Origin of the sequence: Cloacibacillus sp. (genome assembly GCF_020860125.1) — a bacterium.
Taxonomy (GTDB): domain Bacteria; phylum Synergistota; class Synergistia; order Synergistales; family Synergistaceae; genus Cloacibacillus.
Genome location: NZ_JAJBUX010000118.1, coordinates 62,554 through 78,927, shown reverse-complemented (window position 1 = coordinate 78,927; position 16,374 = coordinate 62,554). Strand labels below are relative to the sequence as shown.

Sequence of the window (16,374 nt, the reverse complement as noted above, 5' to 3'; positions counted from 1 at the left end):
GTTTCGCGGCGGCCTTTACAAGCGGCTTGTAGGCACGGACGGCCTCCGGAACGGAAACGGGCTTCGGCCGGGGTACGGGTAGGGGAGACGAGTGAACTTGCTGGTTCTCTTTCTGCATTGTCGCAGTCCTCCTTATTGGGTTTTGTAAGTTGCCAAGGTATGACAACTTTAACAGTGAGAGGAGCTGCGGAAGGTTACAAAAAAGAAAGTGAGGTTCTTGACTTAGAGCCAACTCCAAGTACTATAGTCTCATCGCACAAGAATGATTGAACGGCTCCGCGCGTCGGAGCCGCAGGGAGGAAGAAAGATGAAATACCGCGAACTTGGCTCGACGGGAATTATGGTGAGCGAGATCGGCCTCGGCTGCGAGGGATTTGTCGGTCACGACGGGCGTTATACGAAAGAATTGGTGGATATCGCCGCCGCGGGCGGCGTGAATTATATAGACCTCTATTCCTCGGACCCCCGGGTGAGGGAGAACCTTGGGCGCGCCCTCGCGGGGCGGTGCGGGGAGTTCATCTTACAGGGCCACCTCTGCACGACGTGGGAGGATGGGCAGTACCGGCGCACGCGCGACGAGGGAGAGGTGCGCGAGAGTTTTGAGGAGCTGCTGCAGCTGCTCGGCACCGACTATGTCGAGGTCGGCATGATACATTACTGCGATTCGACGGAGGACTGGCGCGAGATCGCGGAGGGTCCCGTGATGCGCTACGCGCGGGAGCTTAAAGCGGCGGGGAGGATAAGGCATATCGGCGTCAGCAGCCATAACCCCGCCGCGGCGATTGCGGCGGCGGAGAGCGGACTCGTCGAGGTTCTAATGTTCAGCGTCAATCCCTGTTACGATCTGCAGCCTGGAGACGAGGACTGTGAACGGCTCTGGAGCGCGGAGAGTTACGGTAAACCGCTGCTGAATATGGATGCGGAGCGCGAGGCGCTTTACGAAACGTGCAGCCGCCTCGGTGTGGCGATAACGGTGATGAAGGCCTTCGGCGGCGGCGATCTGCTGGACGAAGAGCTGTCGCCCGCGGGGCGCGCGCTCACTCCATATCAGTGCCTCCATTACGCGCTGACGCGCCCCGCCGTCGCCACGGTGCTCTCCGGGGCGCGTACGCCGGAAGAGCTGCGGGAGAGTATCGCCTATTCCGAGGCTCCGGCGGCGGAGAGGGATTACGCGGCGGCTCTCGCCTCGCTGCCGAAGATAAGCTGGCGCGGCCACTGTATGTACTGCGGTCACTGCGCGCCCTGCCCCGCGGGGATCGACGTCGCGGCGGTGACGAAGTTTCTCAGTCTGGCAAAGGCGCAGGGCGCGGTGCCGGAGACGGTGCGCGAGCATTACGCGGCGCTGCCTCATAAGGCGCAGGACTGTCTTGAGTGCGGGGCCTGCGAGAGCCGCTGTCCCTTCGGCGTACCCGTCGTCGAAAATATGCGGCAGGCAAAAGCGGTATTCGGCGCGTAGAACAGAGCCTCTCTCCACGACGGCGGACGTTCTTTGTTTTTTCTAAGAGCCGCCTGACTAGGCCCGGCGCAGGTATGTCTCATTACGCGATAAGCCCCCGCACAGGAATGTCGCGGGGGCTTTCGGCGTCCCGCCGCTATGTTTCGATTTTACCAGCTATAAGGAATGTTACGCGGCGCTGTCAGCCCGCGAAGAGCACCAGCATTACCCTCATGCCGTCATCTTCCCGCAGGAATTCTCTTATCGACGTCTCGGCGACGCGCATTGCCTCGTCTTTCGGATATCCGAAGATGCCGGCGGAGATGAGCGGAAAGGCCACTGAGCGGCAGCCCTTTTCCGCGGCGAGTTTCAGCGAGCTTTTATAGCAGGAGGCGAGAAGCTCCGGCTCCCCCGCGCCGCCGCCATGCCAGACGGGGCCGGCGGTGTGGATTATATATTTAGCCGGCAGTGCGAATCCGGGTGTGACGACGGCGGCTCCCGTGGCGACGCCGCCGACGGCCTCACAAGCGCGCGTCAGATCCTCAGCGCCCGCCGCCGCGAATATCGCGCCGCATACCCCGCCGCCCGCGCGCAAAGACGTATTGGCCGCGTTGACGATCGCGTCGGCCTTCACCTTGGTAATATCTCCGTGGATTATTTCAAATGCCATATTGCCGCTCCTTTCACAGGTGATGCGGTAATTTTAACAGAATTTCCGCCGCCCGGCCCCTCTTCCCGCAGGCAGGACGCCCGGTGAAATCACTGATGACGGCAGGATGGGTTTGTTGGACTATTGTTGGACTTGCCGTTTTATAATTTAACAGCGTGGAAAGTACCTTCATTTTATGACAAATATAATAGACGTGAAAGGATGACCGCTGATGAGAACCGAAAAGGTAAGTTTGTGGAATGTCGTGATTTTTGCGGGGTCGACGATATCCCTGCTCGTCGGAGCCGGTTTCGCTACGGGGCAGGAGGTGCTTCAGTATTTCACCGGCTATGGACTGAATGGTTTTCTTACGGCGGCGCTGACTTTGATCGTCATCGCCTACGCGGCGGGCAGCTTCGCCTTCACCGGTTATGCCACGGAATTTGAAAACACCAACGATATTTTTCGCTGTTACTGCGGACGCCACATAGGCGGCGTCTATGATTATTTTTCGGTCGTCTGTATCTACGCCTCTTTTATCGTGCTGATCGGCGGCGCGGGGGCGACGGTCGCCCAGTATTACGGCCTGCCGGTCTATGTGGGCTGCGCGCTGATGGCGGCGCTGTCGGGCGGTACGGTGATGCTCGGCCTCGGCAGGATCGTAGACGTCATCGGTATGATCGGCCCGGTCCTGATATTGTTCGCGGTCGGCATCGGCCTCTATTCGGCGTTGGGAAATCTCAGCGGTATCATGGCTGGCGCTAAACTCGTCGAAGCGGGAGAGGTCGATATCTACCGGGCGGGGACGAACTGGTTCACCGCCGGCGTCTTTTACAGCGGCAACCAGATGCTGTGGCTGGCGGCCTTCACCGCGGCGATGGGGCACCGGGCCAATTCGGCGAAGGAGGCGGTGCTCGGCGCTTCGCTGGGCGCGGCCGGCTTCGCGCTGGGCATCATCGTGCTGATGTGCGGAATGTTCGCCTCCATCAAAGAGGTGGCCGCCGCCGACATCCCCTCGCTGATTCTCGCGGCAAAGATACATCCCGAAATCGCGCTGGCCTTTTCATTTATCATCATGGGCGGCATATTTTCCTCCGCCGTGCCGCTTTTGTGGGCGGTATCGGCGCGTTTTGCCGCCGAAAGGTCGCGAAAATTTTATCTGCTGACGGCGGCGCTCTCCGCCGCGGGCTGTCTGGCAGGCGCGTTTATCTCTTTCAAGAGCCTGGTAAATATCATTTACAGCGCCAACGGCGCGGTAGGTATCGTACTGCTGCTCTTCATGATTGCTGGCGCGCCGCTCAGAACGCGCAGAAGGCCGTAACCGCCGTCGGATGGCGGCTAATTTATACATTTGCCTTGCTCTCTTCGGACATACCGCTGACAGGCGCCTGTTTTTCCCCTTATAATTAAGATATACGGGGATAAGGGCGTGAGGGGCACGTGAATTTTTCATATACGGAAGAAGAGCTGAATCATCTGAAAAAGAGGGATAAGAAACTCGCGGCGGCGATCGAAGAGATCGGGCCGCTCTCCGGCTGGCATGTGGAGCCGGATATTTTTTCCGCGCTCGTCCACCATATCGCGGGACAGCAGATTTCGACACAGGCGCAGAGGACGGTCTGGGCGCGGATTTCCGCCGGTCTCGGCGAGGTGACGCCTCGCAGCGTCCACGCCGCCGGTCTGGAACGGATGCAGGGTTTCGGCATTTCGTTCAGAAAGGCCGAGTATATCACTGAGCTCGCGCGGAAGACGGAGGCCGGAGAGTTTGACCCCGCCGCGCTGTGGGAGATGGAGGACGGGGCTGTGATCGAGACGCTGAGCACCCTCCGCGGCATCGGAGTCTGGACCGCCGAGATGCTGCTGATTTTCTCCATGCAGCGGCGCGACGTGCTGAGCTTCGGGGATTTCGGCATCCGCCGCGGCCTGCGGATGCTCTATCACCACAAGGAGATTACCCCGGCGCTCTTTGAAAGATACAGAAAACGCTACTCCCCCTGCGGCAGCCTCGCTTCGCTCTATCTCTGGGAGATCGCGGGCGGCGCGGTCCCCGGCATGCGCGACTACGCGCCGAAATCCGCCAACAGAAAGAGCCTGCCGCCGCGGTAATGTACGCAGGTTATGACAGGCACCGGCACCGTAAAATGGCGGCCTGTTTTCTTCTTCCCCGCCGCTCAAATCTGACTCATAAAGCGGACATGTATGGCCGCTTTATTTAATATCCTCCGCTCCCCCGCTTTATGCGGGTGCATAATATTGCTTTGTCTTCCAATATGCCATATATACGGTTTAAAATCCCTTTAACGTGATAGAATTATTTTGTCTCTCAGGCTGTAGGAGAGCTTAAAAATGCTGCGGCGCATATAACGTACATATAATAAAGATATTCGGAATGTATTATAAGGTGGTATTCGTTTTGGATAAGGATATAGAGAACAAAAGGTCAGCGGCAAGAAAATGGATGATCGGCGTGGCGATTTTTATCGTCCTGATCGCGGGGGGAGGCTTTGTCTTATCAAATACAAATTTCCTCGGAGAGTTCGTGCAGGGCAAGGTGGAGGAGGCGGCGGAGAAGCAGCTGAATCTGAAGGTCACGATGTCCCCGTTGCAGGGAAACCCCGTCACCGGCTTCACCGCCTCGAATGTCGAGATATCCCGTTCCGGCGATAAGCTGCTTTTTATAAGGAATATCGGCGTGGATATTTCTCTGCCAAGCGTGCTCTCCGGCAGTCCGCGCGTCTCGCTTATCGGCCTGGACGGCGTGGATACTTCGCTCAAAGCGCTGCAGGAGCTGATGCCCAAGTCGGAGAAGAAGTCCGACGGACCGACGGATATCCCTATCGACACCGTCATGATCAGCGACAACACGCTGAGGACGGAGTGGGGTACGATTAATTTCAAGCCCAGCCGCATCCGTATCAAGAATTCGCTGAATTATGATCTCGACGTAAAGGGAACGGTGGAGAGCAAGGATTTTTCCGTGAACGGCTCGATCGGCAAATCGCAGGGAGTGTGGCACGCCGACAATTTCTCCGCCGGTCTGGAGGACGGCGGCGTTTCGCTCTCCGGCGCTCTTTATCCCTCGATGGATATGCAGATATCGCTGAAGGAGCTAAATCTTACCACGGTGGCCGACCTAGTGCCGGCGCTTGAGAGGTACGGCGTACGCGGCGTGCTCTCCGGCAGCGCCAAGATTTCCGGCAGCGGCAGGAACATCGTCACAGAGGGCAGCGGCAGTCTTCACAACGCCGTCATCCGCGGTATCCCGCTGGAAGAGGTGCAGACAAAGTGGAGCTACCGCCCCGGCGAGATCAGCGTGGAGGTGGGACAGGGGAAGATTTTCGACTCATCCCTCTCCGGCAGTTTCAGCCTGAATACGACCTCCGCGGACAGCTATCTCACGCTTAAGGCAGATGTTAAGAATCTGAAGTTCGCCGACTGGACGGCGCAGTTCGAGAAGGAGACGGCCGGCAGGGCGCTTTTCCTCAAGGGCAGTATCTCCTCTCTCAGCGCGGACCTCAAGGGGCCGCTCAACGCCCTTGTCGGACGCATAGACATGGCACCCTCCGACCTGAGTTATCAGGATATCGCCCTTAACAGGCTTCACGGCAGCGCCGTCTTTAACGGTCAGCCCGCCGGGGTGCTCGATATGTCGGCGACCGCCGGAGGCAGAGCCCTCGCGCTAAAGGGAATGCTCAGCTTTGGCGAGAAGGTGCCAACGGATATCGCCTTTTCCACAGAGGGCTTCCCCGTTGAAAAGATATTGAAGAGCCTGCCGCAGACGGAAAATGTCAAGGTGAGCGGCAGTGTCTCTCTTAAGGGAAGCTGCAGGGGGCTTATCGGCCATTGGGTGGTCGGCGCGGAGGCGGCTTCGCCGCTGATAACCGCCGATAAGGTCGGCAAGGTCTCCGATATCAGTCTATCCGCCTCTTACAGCATGGGAGATAAAAAGGTCTCGCTGCTTAAGTCTTCGGCGGAGTGGAACGGCGCGCGGATAACGGCAAAGGGAGCGGCATCCTTCGCTGTCTCGGCGGATAAGCAGCTCAGCTTTGACGGGACTTTCCGAAATGTGGACGCCGAACGCTTTTATCCGCTGCTTTCAGTGCTGAAGACGCTTGATGTGGAGGGCGTCGCCTCCGGGAGCTGGAGCCTCACGGGCTCGCCGAAGTCGCCGGTCGTCAAAGCCAGTGTCAGCACAGGCGCGGCGCGTTTCCGCGATCTGCGGCTGGCGAAGCTCGGCATGAATATTGAATATTCGGGGAACGCTCTGCGCATGGACCCGATAAATATAAACGCCGGCGGCGGACGCGGCACGCTGGCCTGTAATGTCGCGCTGCCCGTAAAGCGGGCGGACGGCACTCAGAGCCCGACTTCGTGGAAGCTTGACGGCAAGGTCTCCCGCGTAGATTTCTCAATAATCAACGGCCTGCTCAAGGCGGGCGAGGATATCGGCGGCGAGGTCTCCGGCACGGTGACGGCCGGTTCGGCGGCGGGCGGCGGCCTTGACTGGAGCTTTGATTTCACAGGAGACAACGTGCACTGGCGTAATTTTAAGGTGCAGAAGATAAACGGTGCCATCGAGGGCAATCCGCGGGAGATCCTGATTAAAAAGGCCGACGGTGTGTTTCTCAACGGCGCGACGACGGGCAGCGGCAGGATAGAGATGCCGGGGGCGGGAGAGCCCTTCTCCACCGCGAAGCTGGATCTCGTGGCCTCGGTCAAAAAGCTGAATGTCTACGAGCTGCTGCGCAGGCACCTGCCGGTGGTCCGCACGGTGCAGGGGCTGATCGAAACGGAGATCAAGGTCTCCGGGACGGTGGGCGATCCCAAGTTCGACGGTTCGGGACGTATCGCTCCCTTCCGTTACCGCGGCTTCCTGCTGCCAATCGTAGAGGTCCAGTATCACGGTTCTTTGAAGGATATCGTGATCAGCGACGCGCACGCGCTGCTCAAGAACGGGACTTTCAAGGCCTACGGACATTTTTACGAGGATGAGAATGATTGGCGCGGAAAGTTCAATATAAAGGGAGAAAAGATAGACATGCGCCAGTTCGGCGCCTATCTGCCGGAGAATTTCCGCTCACGCTTCGGCGGCGTCGCCGATTTTTCGATGAAGGGCGAAGGCAAGCTCTCCGAGCTGACGGGGACGGGGGTATTTTCCGCTCCGAAGATGAGGCTCATGGGGATACGCTTTGAAGATATCAAAGCGCCTTTCTTCGTCTCGCAGAATTACATAATGATAGAAGACCTGAACGCCTCCACCAACGGCGGAACGCTCACGGGAGGCGTCGGTTTCGACCTCAAGAACAGCGAATGGGGCGGCAATCTCACGGTGCTGAGCACTGATGTGCAGATGCTCGTGAAGCAGGCGGCGCCCAAGTTAAAGGGGTCGATATCGGGACTCGGAGACCTTAAGATACGCGGCGGCGGCGAATTTGGCCGCGAATCGACGGTACACGCCGGCGGCGCCCTCTACCTGCATAAGGGAGAGGTGACGAGCTTTGACGTCCTCGAAACGGCGAAGAAGTTTACGGGCGGCAAGCCACTGCGCTATGACTCGGTGCAGGCGACCTTCACCTATGACGGCGGAGATCTCAACATCCTCCCCGGCAGCCAGGCGACGGCGCCGAAGAACGACCCTCTCTACCGTTATGTGATGCTTGACGGCTATATCAGCCGCAAGGAGGATATCAGCCTCTTCGCGATGGGCAAGGTCAATATCCGCGCGCTGAATTCGCTCATCGGGGCCTTTCAGGGATTAGTCTCCGCCGGTCTTGATTACACCTCTGGACAGCTCGATAAGGGCGAGGTGCTGCAAAGCGTGCTCGGCGGCGTTCTTTCAGGCTTCGCGAAGAACGAGTTCCGCTTTGTGACGATGAATATCGGCGGTACGATAACTGCTCCCGATTTTTATAACGTGAAGGTACAGCGGGCGGTGCGCCAGAATTCGGCGAAGGATTCGATACCGACCAGCAACAGCGACCCGGATGAGAAGAGCCTCACGCAGGACGGCAACACGACCTTCCGCTTCAAATTCGAGATACCGGTCGGCCCCGGAGACGGCGACCTCGGCGGCGACGCGAAGGGACAGGTTTTCGAGCAGACACTCGAGAATCTGCTCAAGAACGTTGACTTCGGTCTGTAGCGATGGGAGAGATCACGCTCATCCTCGGCGGTGCGAGGAGCGGGAAGAGCACCTTCGCCGAGGAGCTCGCCCTTAGTCAGAAAGAACATGTCACCTATCTCGCCACCGCTGACTGCCGGGACGGCGAGATGAAGAAGCGTATAGAGATACACCGGAGCCGCAGGCCCGCCGAATGGGGCACCTGGGAGGGCGAGCCGCGGGAGCTGCTGCGCGCCGTCGCCTCGGCCTCCGGCCTGCTGTTGCTGGACTGTTTGACTATGTGGCTGACGCGGCTGTTCCTCTCTTTCCCTGAATCAGAGGGAGAGGACGAAGCGGCCTGGTTTGAGCGCGAAGGGGAGATCGCTTCGCTCACTAGAGAGCTTTGCGGGAGCGTGGGCGGCGGCGCTTCGCTTATAATAGTGAGCAACGAGGTCGGCTTCGGCCTCGTGCCGCCATATCTGATGGGACGTCGCTTCCGCGACCTGCAGGGACGTATGAACCAGCTCTGCGCCGGATACGCGAAGAATGTCGCGTTGGTGGTCGCCGGCTGCCCACTCTGGATAAAGGGCGGCGGGACGGCGTAAACTCTGCCGCACTGACCGTGTTATTTTTGTATGATCAACTATAAAACATGGCCGTGCCCGGCGCGGCATGATAACGGAATTATTATGGATGGTGAACCCAATGGACGACTATCGTGAAAAGTTAAGGGAGTATTCGAGAAAGCTTGACGGGGAGCTTCACGACAAGGGCTTTAAGAGGGATTTCGCGGCGCGCTTCATCGTTATATGGACGCTGCTTTCGCGTATCCCACTGCCCAAGGAATGGTGGCCGGAAACGGTTCCCAATGGGAACCGCGCGCTGGCGCTCGCGCCGCTTGCCGGAGGGCTGCTCGGACTGCTCACCGGACTCGCGGTCTCGGCGGCCTCGGTACTGGGCCTTAATGCCCTGGCAAGCGCCTGGGTCGGCGCGGCATTTTATTTTCTCATCGGCTGGGCGCTCCACCTCGACGGCTGGGGAGACCTGTGGGACGGCATCGGCTCCGGACGCACCGGCGACGGCCTGCGTGAGGTGATGAAGGACAGCCGTCTCGGCTCCTTCGGCGGCGCTTCGCTTATAATCGCTTTCGGCCTCTGGACCTCGCTGCTCGCCACGGTCTCTCCCGATATGCGGCTGGCGGCCTGCGTCACCTCGGCGGCGGCGGCCCGCTTCGCGGAAAACGTCGCGGCATTTTTCGGGAAATATCCCTGGGAATATGGGATGGGCAAGGGCTGGGTGGACACCTTCACCTCTTATGACCTTTTTATATCGGCGCTCTGCCTCGTCATCTTTTTACCAGTTTCTATTTTTCATTTTTCCGTCTGCGCCGCGGTATCGGCGGTAATCGGCTTCGTTATTGCCCTGCACATGAACAGACGCCTCGGCGGCGTGAACGGTGACGTTATGGGGGCGGCGGCGGTGGCGGCGGAGCTGGCCTCACTGATGGTGTGGGCGGCGATATGACGACTCCGAAACTTATCGCCCTCGACATGGACGGCACGATGCTCGACAACGACAGCCGCCTGACCCGGCGCACCAAAGAGGCGCTGCGCGCGGCGCAGGAGAGCGGCATAAGGGTCGTCGCGGCGACGGGGCGCATGTACCCTTCCGCGATGATACATATCCGCGACATCGGCATCGAAAGCACCTCTATCTTCTATAACGGCGCGCTGATACGCGATCCGATATCGGGTGAGACCGTCTATGAAAAAACTCTCGGCAGGGAGCTCACGCGCGAGATATTGGACTTTTTCAGAAAACGGGGCTGGTATATTCAGATATACGCCGACGATAAGCTCGTCGTCAAAGACCGCGCCGACGAACGCTGCACATATTACGAAAATATCTGCGGGCTGCGGGCTGTCGAACTCGGAGAGGATTTCTGGGAGTGCGGACTGGACTCCGCGAAGCTGCTCGGTATCTCCTTCGACCAGCCGGAATTTGAACGGATGTGCGCCGCCGTGCGCGGAGAGTTCGGCGAACGGATCTATCAGGCCACCTCATGGGGAGCCTTCGTTGAGATGGTCCACCCCACCGTCAATAAGGCCAAGGCGCTGGAGCGGGTCAGCGAACACTACGGGATCGCGCGCGAAGAGGTGATGGCGATCGGAGACGGCGTGAACGACATCGAGATGATAAGCTGGGCCGGTACCGGCGTCGCGATGGGCAACGCGAAGGAGATCGTAAAGGCTTCGGCGGATATCATCGCGCCGCCGAACACCGAGGACGGGGCCGCCCAGATAGTGGAACAGGCCGTGGCGGCGCTGCGAAGGAACAGCCGGCAGGGATAAATCCGGGGCGGCCAATTCTCTTGACCGGCCCGGAGCGTGTTTTTATATATTTTATTATTACATGACAGGCAGGAGACGACGATGAAAAACTTCTTCAAACTTGACAAGCCCACCTTCTCCTTTGAGATATTCCCCCCCAAGGGGGCGGGAGATCTCTCCCAGATATTCAGCACGGTGGACGCCCTCGCGAGCCTCGATCCCGACCTTATCAGCGTCACCTACGGCGCTGGCGGCACGAGCCGCGAGAACACCGCGGAGATCGCCTCGCGCATCCAGCGCGATTACGCGATCCCGGCGCTGGCCCACCTCACCTGCGTCGGCAGCACCCGCGAAGAGATGCGCGCCACGCTCGACAAGCTGAAGGAAAAGGGTATCCAGAATATTCTCGCGATGCGCGGCGATATCAACAACGAGGGCACGAAGGATTTCAAGTACGCGAGCGAACTGATAAAATTCATCAACGACAATTATGATTTTCGTGTCTTTGCCGCCTGCTATCCTGAGAAACACCTCGAAGCCTACTCGATGCAGGAGGACCTGGAACACCTCAAGGCAAAGTGCGAGTGCGGTGTCAGCGTGCTCATCAGCCAGCTCTTCTTTGACAACGCCTCCTTTTACAGCTTCCGGGAGAGGGCGAGAAAGCTCGGCGTCACGACGCCCATCGAGGCTGGCATCATGCCGATAACCTCTCCGACGCAGATAAACCGCATGGTCTCGATGTGCGGCGCTTCGGTTCCCGAGGGGGTTCAGAAGATAATCCGCGCCTACGGCCATAACAGCATGGCGATGCGCGAGGCGGGAATCGCCTACGCGACGAACCAGATAATCGACCTGCTCGCCGAGGGAGTCGACGGCATCCACCTCTATACGATGAATCAGCCCGACATCGCCAAGCGCATCTGCGAAAACATCCGCGGCGTGTTATATTCGCTGAGGGTAAAACGTGGCTGACGGCAAACTGCCGCCCTCCGTCCGCGCCGAGGCGCTGCGGCTGCTCGGTGTATCCGGCGAGCCGCAGGCGGAGCTTTCCGCCGAGATGGAGAACTGTTACGCGGAGCTTCTGCGTCATTCGTCTCCGCGAACCGTATATAAAATATTCGATATCAGGGCAGATGACGACACCGTAGAGATAACGCCGGAGCTGCGGCTGCATGGTGCGGCGCTTGTTGAATTATGCAGAGAATTGCGGCGGGCGGCACTGCTCGCGGCGACGCTGGGGAGCGGCGTGGACAGGCTTATCACACGCACACAGACGGAATCGATCTCCAGGGCGATGATCCTCGACGCCTGCGCCTCCGCCGAGATAGAGAGGCTCTGCGACGAAACAGAACCGGCGATCATGGCGGAGGCCTCGCGCACCGCGCTGGTGGCCGTCAAAGGTGAGATCTGGCTGACGATGCGTTTCAGCCCCGGCTACTCCGGCGTAGAGCCCGCCGAATCCGCGAAGATAATTGAGGCGCTCAACGCGGGAAGGGCCATCGGACTCTCTCTTACCCATTCAGGAATGCTAGTACCGATAAAATCCGTGACGGCCATCATCGGCATCGCCGACAGGCCGCAGAAGAGATACAGGAGCTGCGCGGCCTGCGCCGCCGCAGGAGCCTGCCCATACAGAAAGAGAGGAGCTTACTGCGGTGATAGAGCTTGATAAAATTTTGTTATTCGACGGCGCGATGGGGACGATGCTCCAGAGAGGCGGCCTTGAGCTGGGAACGGTGCCGGAGACGCTCAACGTCACCGCTCCGGAGGCGATAGAGGCGATACACCGGGAATATCTCGCGGCAGGAGCCGACGTCATTCTCGCAAATACCTTCGGCGCGAACCGCTTCAAGGCCGAAAAGGCGGGAATGGAACTCGCGGCGATGGTAGAGGCGGGGGTAAAGACCGCCAAGAGAGCCATCGGCGGCGCGCCGGGAAAATACGCGGCGCTCGACATCGGACCCTGCGGACGAGTGCTCCAGCCGGCGGGAGATCTGCCCTTCGACGAAGCGGTGGCAGTATTCGCGGAAATTATCCGCGCGGGAACGGCGGCGGGAGCCGACTTCATCCTTCTTGAAACCTTCACCGACCTCTACGAGCTGAAGGCGGCGGTGATCGCCGCGAAAGAAAATTCCGACCTGCCCATATTCGCCACGATGAGCTTCGAGGCAAACGGGACGACCTTCTTCGGAGCCTCGGTGGAGTCAATGGTGATGACGCTCGAGGCGCTCGGCGTCTCCGCCCTCGGGGTAAACTGCTCGCTCGGCCCCAAACAGCTCGTACCGGTCGTAGACCGCATCCTAGCCGCGACGCGCCTGCCAGTTTTGGTCCAGCCCAACGCCGGACTGCCGGTGATGGAAGAGGGCGTGACGCGCTACGACATCACGCCTGAGGAGTTCGCCGCCTGCGTAAAAAATTTCGTTGGCGAAGGGGTACGTTTCGTCGGCGGCTGCTGCGGCACGACGCCGGAATACATAAAACTTACAAAATCGATGATAAGCGGCATGGCTCCAGTCAAAACGGCGGCGGCCCCGCGCGGCGGCATCTGCTCGCCCTCGCGGCAGGCACGCTTCGAGCGCGTCACCGTCATCGGCGAATGGCTCAACCCCACCGGCAAAAAAGCTCTCCAGGCGGCGCTGCGGGCACACGATATGGATTTCGTGCTGCGCGAGGCGATCCGTGAGGAGGAGCAGGGCGCAGAGGTGCTCGACATAAACATGGGGCTGCCGGACATCGACGAACCGGCAATGCTCGCCGAGGCGGTGCGTGAGATCCAGGCCGTGACAGACCTGCCGCTGCAGCTCGACTCGGCCTCGCCCGCAGCTCTCGAACGCGCCGCCCGCATATATAACGGAAAGCCGCTGCTGAACTCGGTGAACGGGAAAAAGGAATCGCTTGACGCGGTGCTGCCGATCGCGAAAAAATACGGCTGCGCGGTGCTCGGCCTCACGCTGGACGAGAACGGCATCCCCAAGGACGCGGAGGCCCGCCTGGCGATAGCGCGCCGCATCGTGGCGGCTGCAGAGGCTGCGGGGCTGAGGCGAGAGGATATCTTCATCGACTGCCTCATGATGACGGTCAGCGCCCAGCCCGACCAAGCGCACGAGACGATGCGGGCGATCTCGCTCGTAAAGCGCGAGCTCGGCGTAAAGACGGTGCTTGGCGTCAGCAACGTCTCCTTCGGCCTTCCAGCCCGCCCGATAATCAACCGGACGATGCTGGCGATGGCGCTCGCCTCCGGGCTCGACGCGCCGATAATGAACCCCGGCGACGCGGGAATGACGGAGACCGTAGCCGCGGCGCGCGTACTGCTCGAACAGGACGCCGACTCAAAAGAGTACATCGAAAAATATGGCGCCGCCGCGCCGCAGCAGGCCACTTCCGTCAAGGAAGATACGCCTCAGATCGGCTATGCGATCGCGCGCGGCCTGAAAGACGAGGCGGCAAAGGCGGCGGCGACGCTGCTCATCAAACATCCGCCGCTTGAGATCGTGGAAAGAGAGATCATTCCCGCGCTCGACGCAGTCGGCAAAGACTACGAGAACGGGAAAATATTCCTGCCACAGCTCATAAAATCAGCCGAGGCGGCGAAGGCGGCCTTTGAGGTGCTGCGCGCGGAGCTGGTAAAGACCGGCGGCGACACGCAGAAGGGCAAAAAGATCGTCATCGCCACCGTCCACGGAGACATCCACGACATCGGCAAAAACATCGTGAAGGTGATCCTCGAAAACTACAACTTCAACGTCACCGACCTTGGCAAAGACGTCCCGCCGCAGCGCGTACTAGAAGCGGTGAGGGAGACGGGCGCGAAGCTCGTCGGACTGTCGGCGCTGATGACGACCACCGTCGCCAGCATGAAAGATACGATAGAGCTTCTAAGAAAAGAATGCCCCGACGTCAAGGTGATCGTCGGCGGCGCGGTGCTCACCGAGAGCCTCGCCGAATACACCGGCGCTGACCGTTACGCGAAAGACGCTATGGAGACAGTGCGGCACGCCGACTCTCTTTAAAAACAGAGAACACCAGCAAGTAAAACGACAAAGGCGCCCCTCAATGGGACGCCCTTTGTATGTGAAAATATCAGCTATTTGCCCAGCGTGAACCTGGCGAAACCCTCAAAGGAATAATCCTGCTTGCGGTCCATATCAGGCTTCTGTTTTCTGAAAAAGCAGGCAGGTATCTCATTTTGCCTGAGACATTCTTCCACGCAGGGGGTGCAGCCCAGCGTGCAGTTAGCCGGATTATTGGGGCATTCGCGATCGACGCAGCTGCAAAAATTGATATTATCCCAGGCGGAGGTTATCGCCGTCTTCTCTTCACCCATTCCCACCACTCCTTTTAATCTGCCGTCATCACTGTTCCTATCGTCATTATTTTCCCCTAAAAACGCCGGTAAATAAATACCGCGGCGAAAGGAGAAAACAACTTTCGCCTCCGTTTGTAAGGCAAAAACATTTTTATACCGGGAAATTGAACAAAGGCCGCGTTACGGGTAACATAGGGGCGAAGGAAGGTGACGGCGATGGCGGCGAACAAAAATAATCCGGACTCGACCGACTGGAAGATCCTGCGGGAGCTTCAGCAGGACGCGAGAAAGACATACAAAGAGATCGGCGAAACGGTTGGCATGACGCGCCCCGCGGTGCGCGAAAGAATACTGCGCCTGGAAGAAAACGGCGTCATCACCGGCTACAAAGCGGAGATAGACACAGACGCGCTGGGCCGCGCGCTCCACGTGATGATAAGCTTCAATTTCAACAGCGGCCAGAAATACGATAAAAAGCCCAACGACATCCTCATCCCCATTTTGCGCTCATCCTCCGACGTCATCCATTTCTGGGAGATCTACGGCGAGCTGGACTTCCTCATCGAAGCGGCCTTCTCATCAAAAGAACGCATGCACAACTTCCTCGACGACCTGCGCAGCTACGGCTTCGTCCGCTCGCACCTGATAGCGATGTCCATGAAGGGCGCGGTACAGGAGGCATAGGGCAAAGACGGTATGTGTATTATTACCGCTTGATGCTTCCATATTCGCGTGGCATATATGCGTGAGTTTCAACTGCACGCCCGTGAGGGCGTGACGAGCTGGCGGGGCTTCCTGCTCTCTTCGGGGGTGTTTCAACTAGCACGCCCGTGAGGGCGTGATGTCTCAGCACGCGCACGATAACCGCCAGCATTGCGTTTCAACTAGCACGTCCGTGAGGGCGTGACCTGTTTATTGAGATGAAGCGCCACCGCGGAGGGTTTCAACTAGCACGCCCGTGAGGGCGTGACGTCCAAGATCGCGTGGAAGCCTCCTTCGTTGCCGGTTTCAACTAGCACACCCGTGAGGGCGTGACCTGACCGTATTTGGTATGACGCTCGGGCTGATGGTTTCAACTAGCACGCCCGTGAGGGCGTGACACATCGCGTACCACCTATGCCGACTGGTGCCGTGTTTCAACTAGCACGCCCGTGAGGGCGTGACCTAACGTCAGAGGATGGTAGCCTCTGTTAGTTTGTTTCAACTAGCACGCCCGTGAGGGCGTGACCGAAATTCCCGCGCTACCTACAGTCGGCGCAGGAGTTTCAACTAGCACGCCCGTGAGGGCGTGACGCTTTGAGCTCGGCAACTTCGGGACTCCGGCACGTTTCAACTAGCACGCCCGTGAGGGTGTGACATGACGACCCCATGCTGGATAAAAGGCTGAATTGTTTCAACTAGCACGCCCGTGAGGGCGTGACCGGAAAAAAAGTAACCTATCAGAAATGCACAAGGGTTTCAACTAGCACGCCCGTGAGGGCGTGACGGACGCTGGGTGCAGGTAATTTATCGCGTCGCCAGGTTTCAACTAGCACGCCCGTGAGGGCGTGACTA

At 59.1% G+C, this 16,374-nt stretch carries 13 protein-coding genes and 1 CRISPR repeat array; of the genes, 11 read left to right on the top strand and 2 right to left on the bottom strand.

The annotated features are described in order from the left end of the window. Window positions 1-307 precede the first annotated feature (307 nt). On the top strand, window positions 308-1,456 hold the full coding sequence (locus LIO98_RS14580; protein WP_291958813.1) for an aldo/keto reductase: 1,149 nt from the start codon (window positions 308-310) through the stop codon (window positions 1,454-1,456). A gap of 181 nt (window positions 1,457-1,637) precedes the next feature. On the opposite strand, the gene LIO98_RS14575 is transcribed toward LIO98_RS14580, so the two are convergent. After that, on the bottom strand, window positions 1,638-2,105 hold the full coding sequence (locus LIO98_RS14575; protein ID WP_291958811.1) for a macro domain-containing protein: 468 nt from the start codon (window positions 2,103-2,105) through the stop codon (window positions 1,638-1,640). 211 nt (window positions 2,106-2,316) lie between these two features. Here LIO98_RS14575 and LIO98_RS14570 point away from each other — a divergent pair, with 211 nt between their 5' ends. The 9 genes from LIO98_RS14570 to LIO98_RS14530 all read left to right on the top strand — a co-directional run bounded on the left by LIO98_RS14570 (window position 2,317) and on the right by LIO98_RS14530 (window position 14,524). Continuing rightward, entirely contained in the window at window positions 2,317-3,405 is a 1,089-nt protein-coding gene (locus tag LIO98_RS14570) for a hypothetical protein (RefSeq protein WP_291958809.1), read from the top strand. Between the two features lie 119 nt (window positions 3,406-3,524). Next, a complete protein-coding gene (locus LIO98_RS14565) occupies window positions 3,525-4,190 on the top strand; it encodes a DNA-3-methyladenine glycosylase 2 family protein (protein WP_291958807.1) in 666 nt (221 codons plus the stop codon). A 283-nt stretch (window positions 4,191-4,473) separates the two neighbouring features. After that, a complete protein-coding gene (locus LIO98_RS14560) occupies window positions 4,474-8,226 on the top strand; it encodes a translocation/assembly module TamB domain-containing protein (RefSeq protein ID WP_291958805.1) in 3,753 nt (1,250 codons plus the stop codon). Between the two features lie 2 nt (window positions 8,227-8,228). Further along, window positions 8,229-8,789, top strand: a complete 561-nt coding sequence (cobU, locus tag LIO98_RS14555; RefSeq protein ID WP_291958804.1) for a bifunctional adenosylcobinamide kinase/adenosylcobinamide-phosphate guanylyltransferase — start codon at window positions 8,229-8,231, stop codon at window positions 8,787-8,789. An 88-nt stretch (window positions 8,790-8,877) separates the two neighbouring features. Continuing rightward, entirely contained in the window at window positions 8,878-9,708 is an 831-nt protein-coding gene (locus LIO98_RS14550; protein WP_291958801.1) for an adenosylcobinamide-GDP ribazoletransferase, read from the top strand. Continuing rightward, on the top strand, window positions 9,705-10,535 hold the full coding sequence (locus LIO98_RS14545; protein ID WP_291958799.1) for a Cof-type HAD-IIB family hydrolase: 831 nt from the start codon (window positions 9,705-9,707) through the stop codon (window positions 10,533-10,535). Before LIO98_RS14550 ends, LIO98_RS14545 begins: the two co-directional genes overlap by 4 nt. Before the next feature lie 81 nt (window positions 10,536-10,616). Then, window positions 10,617-11,486, top strand: coding sequence for a methylenetetrahydrofolate reductase [NAD(P)H] (gene metF / locus LIO98_RS14540; protein ID WP_066742492.1), 870 nt, complete (start codon window positions 10,617-10,619; stop codon window positions 11,484-11,486). Next, the gene (locus LIO98_RS14535; protein WP_291958797.1) at window positions 11,479-12,183 is read left to right on the top strand and encodes a vitamin B12 dependent-methionine synthase activation domain-containing protein; all 705 of its coding nucleotides are present in this window, start codon (window positions 11,479-11,481) and stop codon (window positions 12,181-12,183) included. The genes metF and LIO98_RS14535 overlap by 8 nt, the downstream gene beginning before the upstream one ends. Then, window positions 12,170-14,524 (top strand): homocysteine S-methyltransferase family protein, encoded by a 2,355-nt coding sequence (locus LIO98_RS14530; protein WP_291958796.1) that lies wholly within the window; start codon window positions 12,170-12,172, stop codon window positions 14,522-14,524. Before LIO98_RS14535 ends, LIO98_RS14530 begins: the two co-directional genes overlap by 14 nt. A 74-nt stretch (window positions 14,525-14,598) precedes the next feature. Here the strand turns inward: LIO98_RS14530 and LIO98_RS14525 are convergent, their stop codons facing one another. Continuing rightward, window positions 14,599-14,838, bottom strand: coding sequence for a DUF6485 family protein (locus LIO98_RS14525; protein WP_291958795.1), 240 nt, complete (start codon window positions 14,836-14,838; stop codon window positions 14,599-14,601). A 198-nt stretch (window positions 14,839-15,036) separates the two neighbouring features. On the opposite strand from LIO98_RS14525, the gene LIO98_RS14520 reads away from it, so the two are divergent. Beyond that, entirely contained in the window at window positions 15,037-15,504 is a 468-nt protein-coding gene (locus LIO98_RS14520; RefSeq protein WP_291958791.1) for an Lrp/AsnC family transcriptional regulator, read from the top strand. Between the two features lie 64 nt (window positions 15,505-15,568). Beyond that, window positions 15,569-16,372: a CRISPR direct-repeat array (repeat unit 31 nt; unit sequence GTTTCAACTAGCACGCCCGTGAGGGCGTGAC). Between the last annotated feature and the right edge of the window lie 2 nt (window positions 16,373-16,374).

What these genes read in the sequence shown, in the direction of transcription:
- LIO98_RS14520 (WP_291958791.1), top strand. Translation starts at nt 15,037, where the DNA reads ATGGCGGCGAACAAAAATAATCCGGACTCGACCGACTGGAAGATCCTG.
- LIO98_RS14550 (WP_291958801.1), top strand. Translation starts at nt 8,878, where the DNA reads ATGGTGAACCCAATGGACGACTATCGTGAAAAGTTAAGGGAGTATTCG.
- metF (WP_066742492.1), top strand. Translation starts at nt 10,617, where the DNA reads ATGAAAAACTTCTTCAAACTTGACAAGCCCACCTTCTCCTTTGAGATA.
- LIO98_RS14560 (WP_291958805.1), top strand. Translation starts at nt 4,474, where the DNA reads ATGTATTATAAGGTGGTATTCGTTTTGGATAAGGATATAGAGAACAAA.
- LIO98_RS14580 (WP_291958813.1), top strand. Translation starts at nt 308, where the DNA reads ATGAAATACCGCGAACTTGGCTCGACGGGAATTATGGTGAGCGAGATC.
- LIO98_RS14545 (WP_291958799.1), top strand. Translation starts at nt 9,705, where the DNA reads ATGACGACTCCGAAACTTATCGCCCTCGACATGGACGGCACGATGCTC.
- LIO98_RS14525 (WP_291958795.1), bottom strand. Translation starts at nt 14,838, where the DNA reads ATGGGTGAAGAGAAGACGGCGATAACCTCCGCCTGGGATAATATCAAT.
- LIO98_RS14575 (WP_291958811.1), bottom strand. Translation starts at nt 2,105, where the DNA reads ATGGCATTTGAAATAATCCACGGAGATATTACCAAGGTGAAGGCCGAC.
- cobU (WP_291958804.1), top strand. Translation starts at nt 8,229, where the DNA reads ATGGGAGAGATCACGCTCATCCTCGGCGGTGCGAGGAGCGGGAAGAGC.
- LIO98_RS14570 (WP_291958809.1), top strand. Translation starts at nt 2,317, where the DNA reads ATGAGAACCGAAAAGGTAAGTTTGTGGAATGTCGTGATTTTTGCGGGG.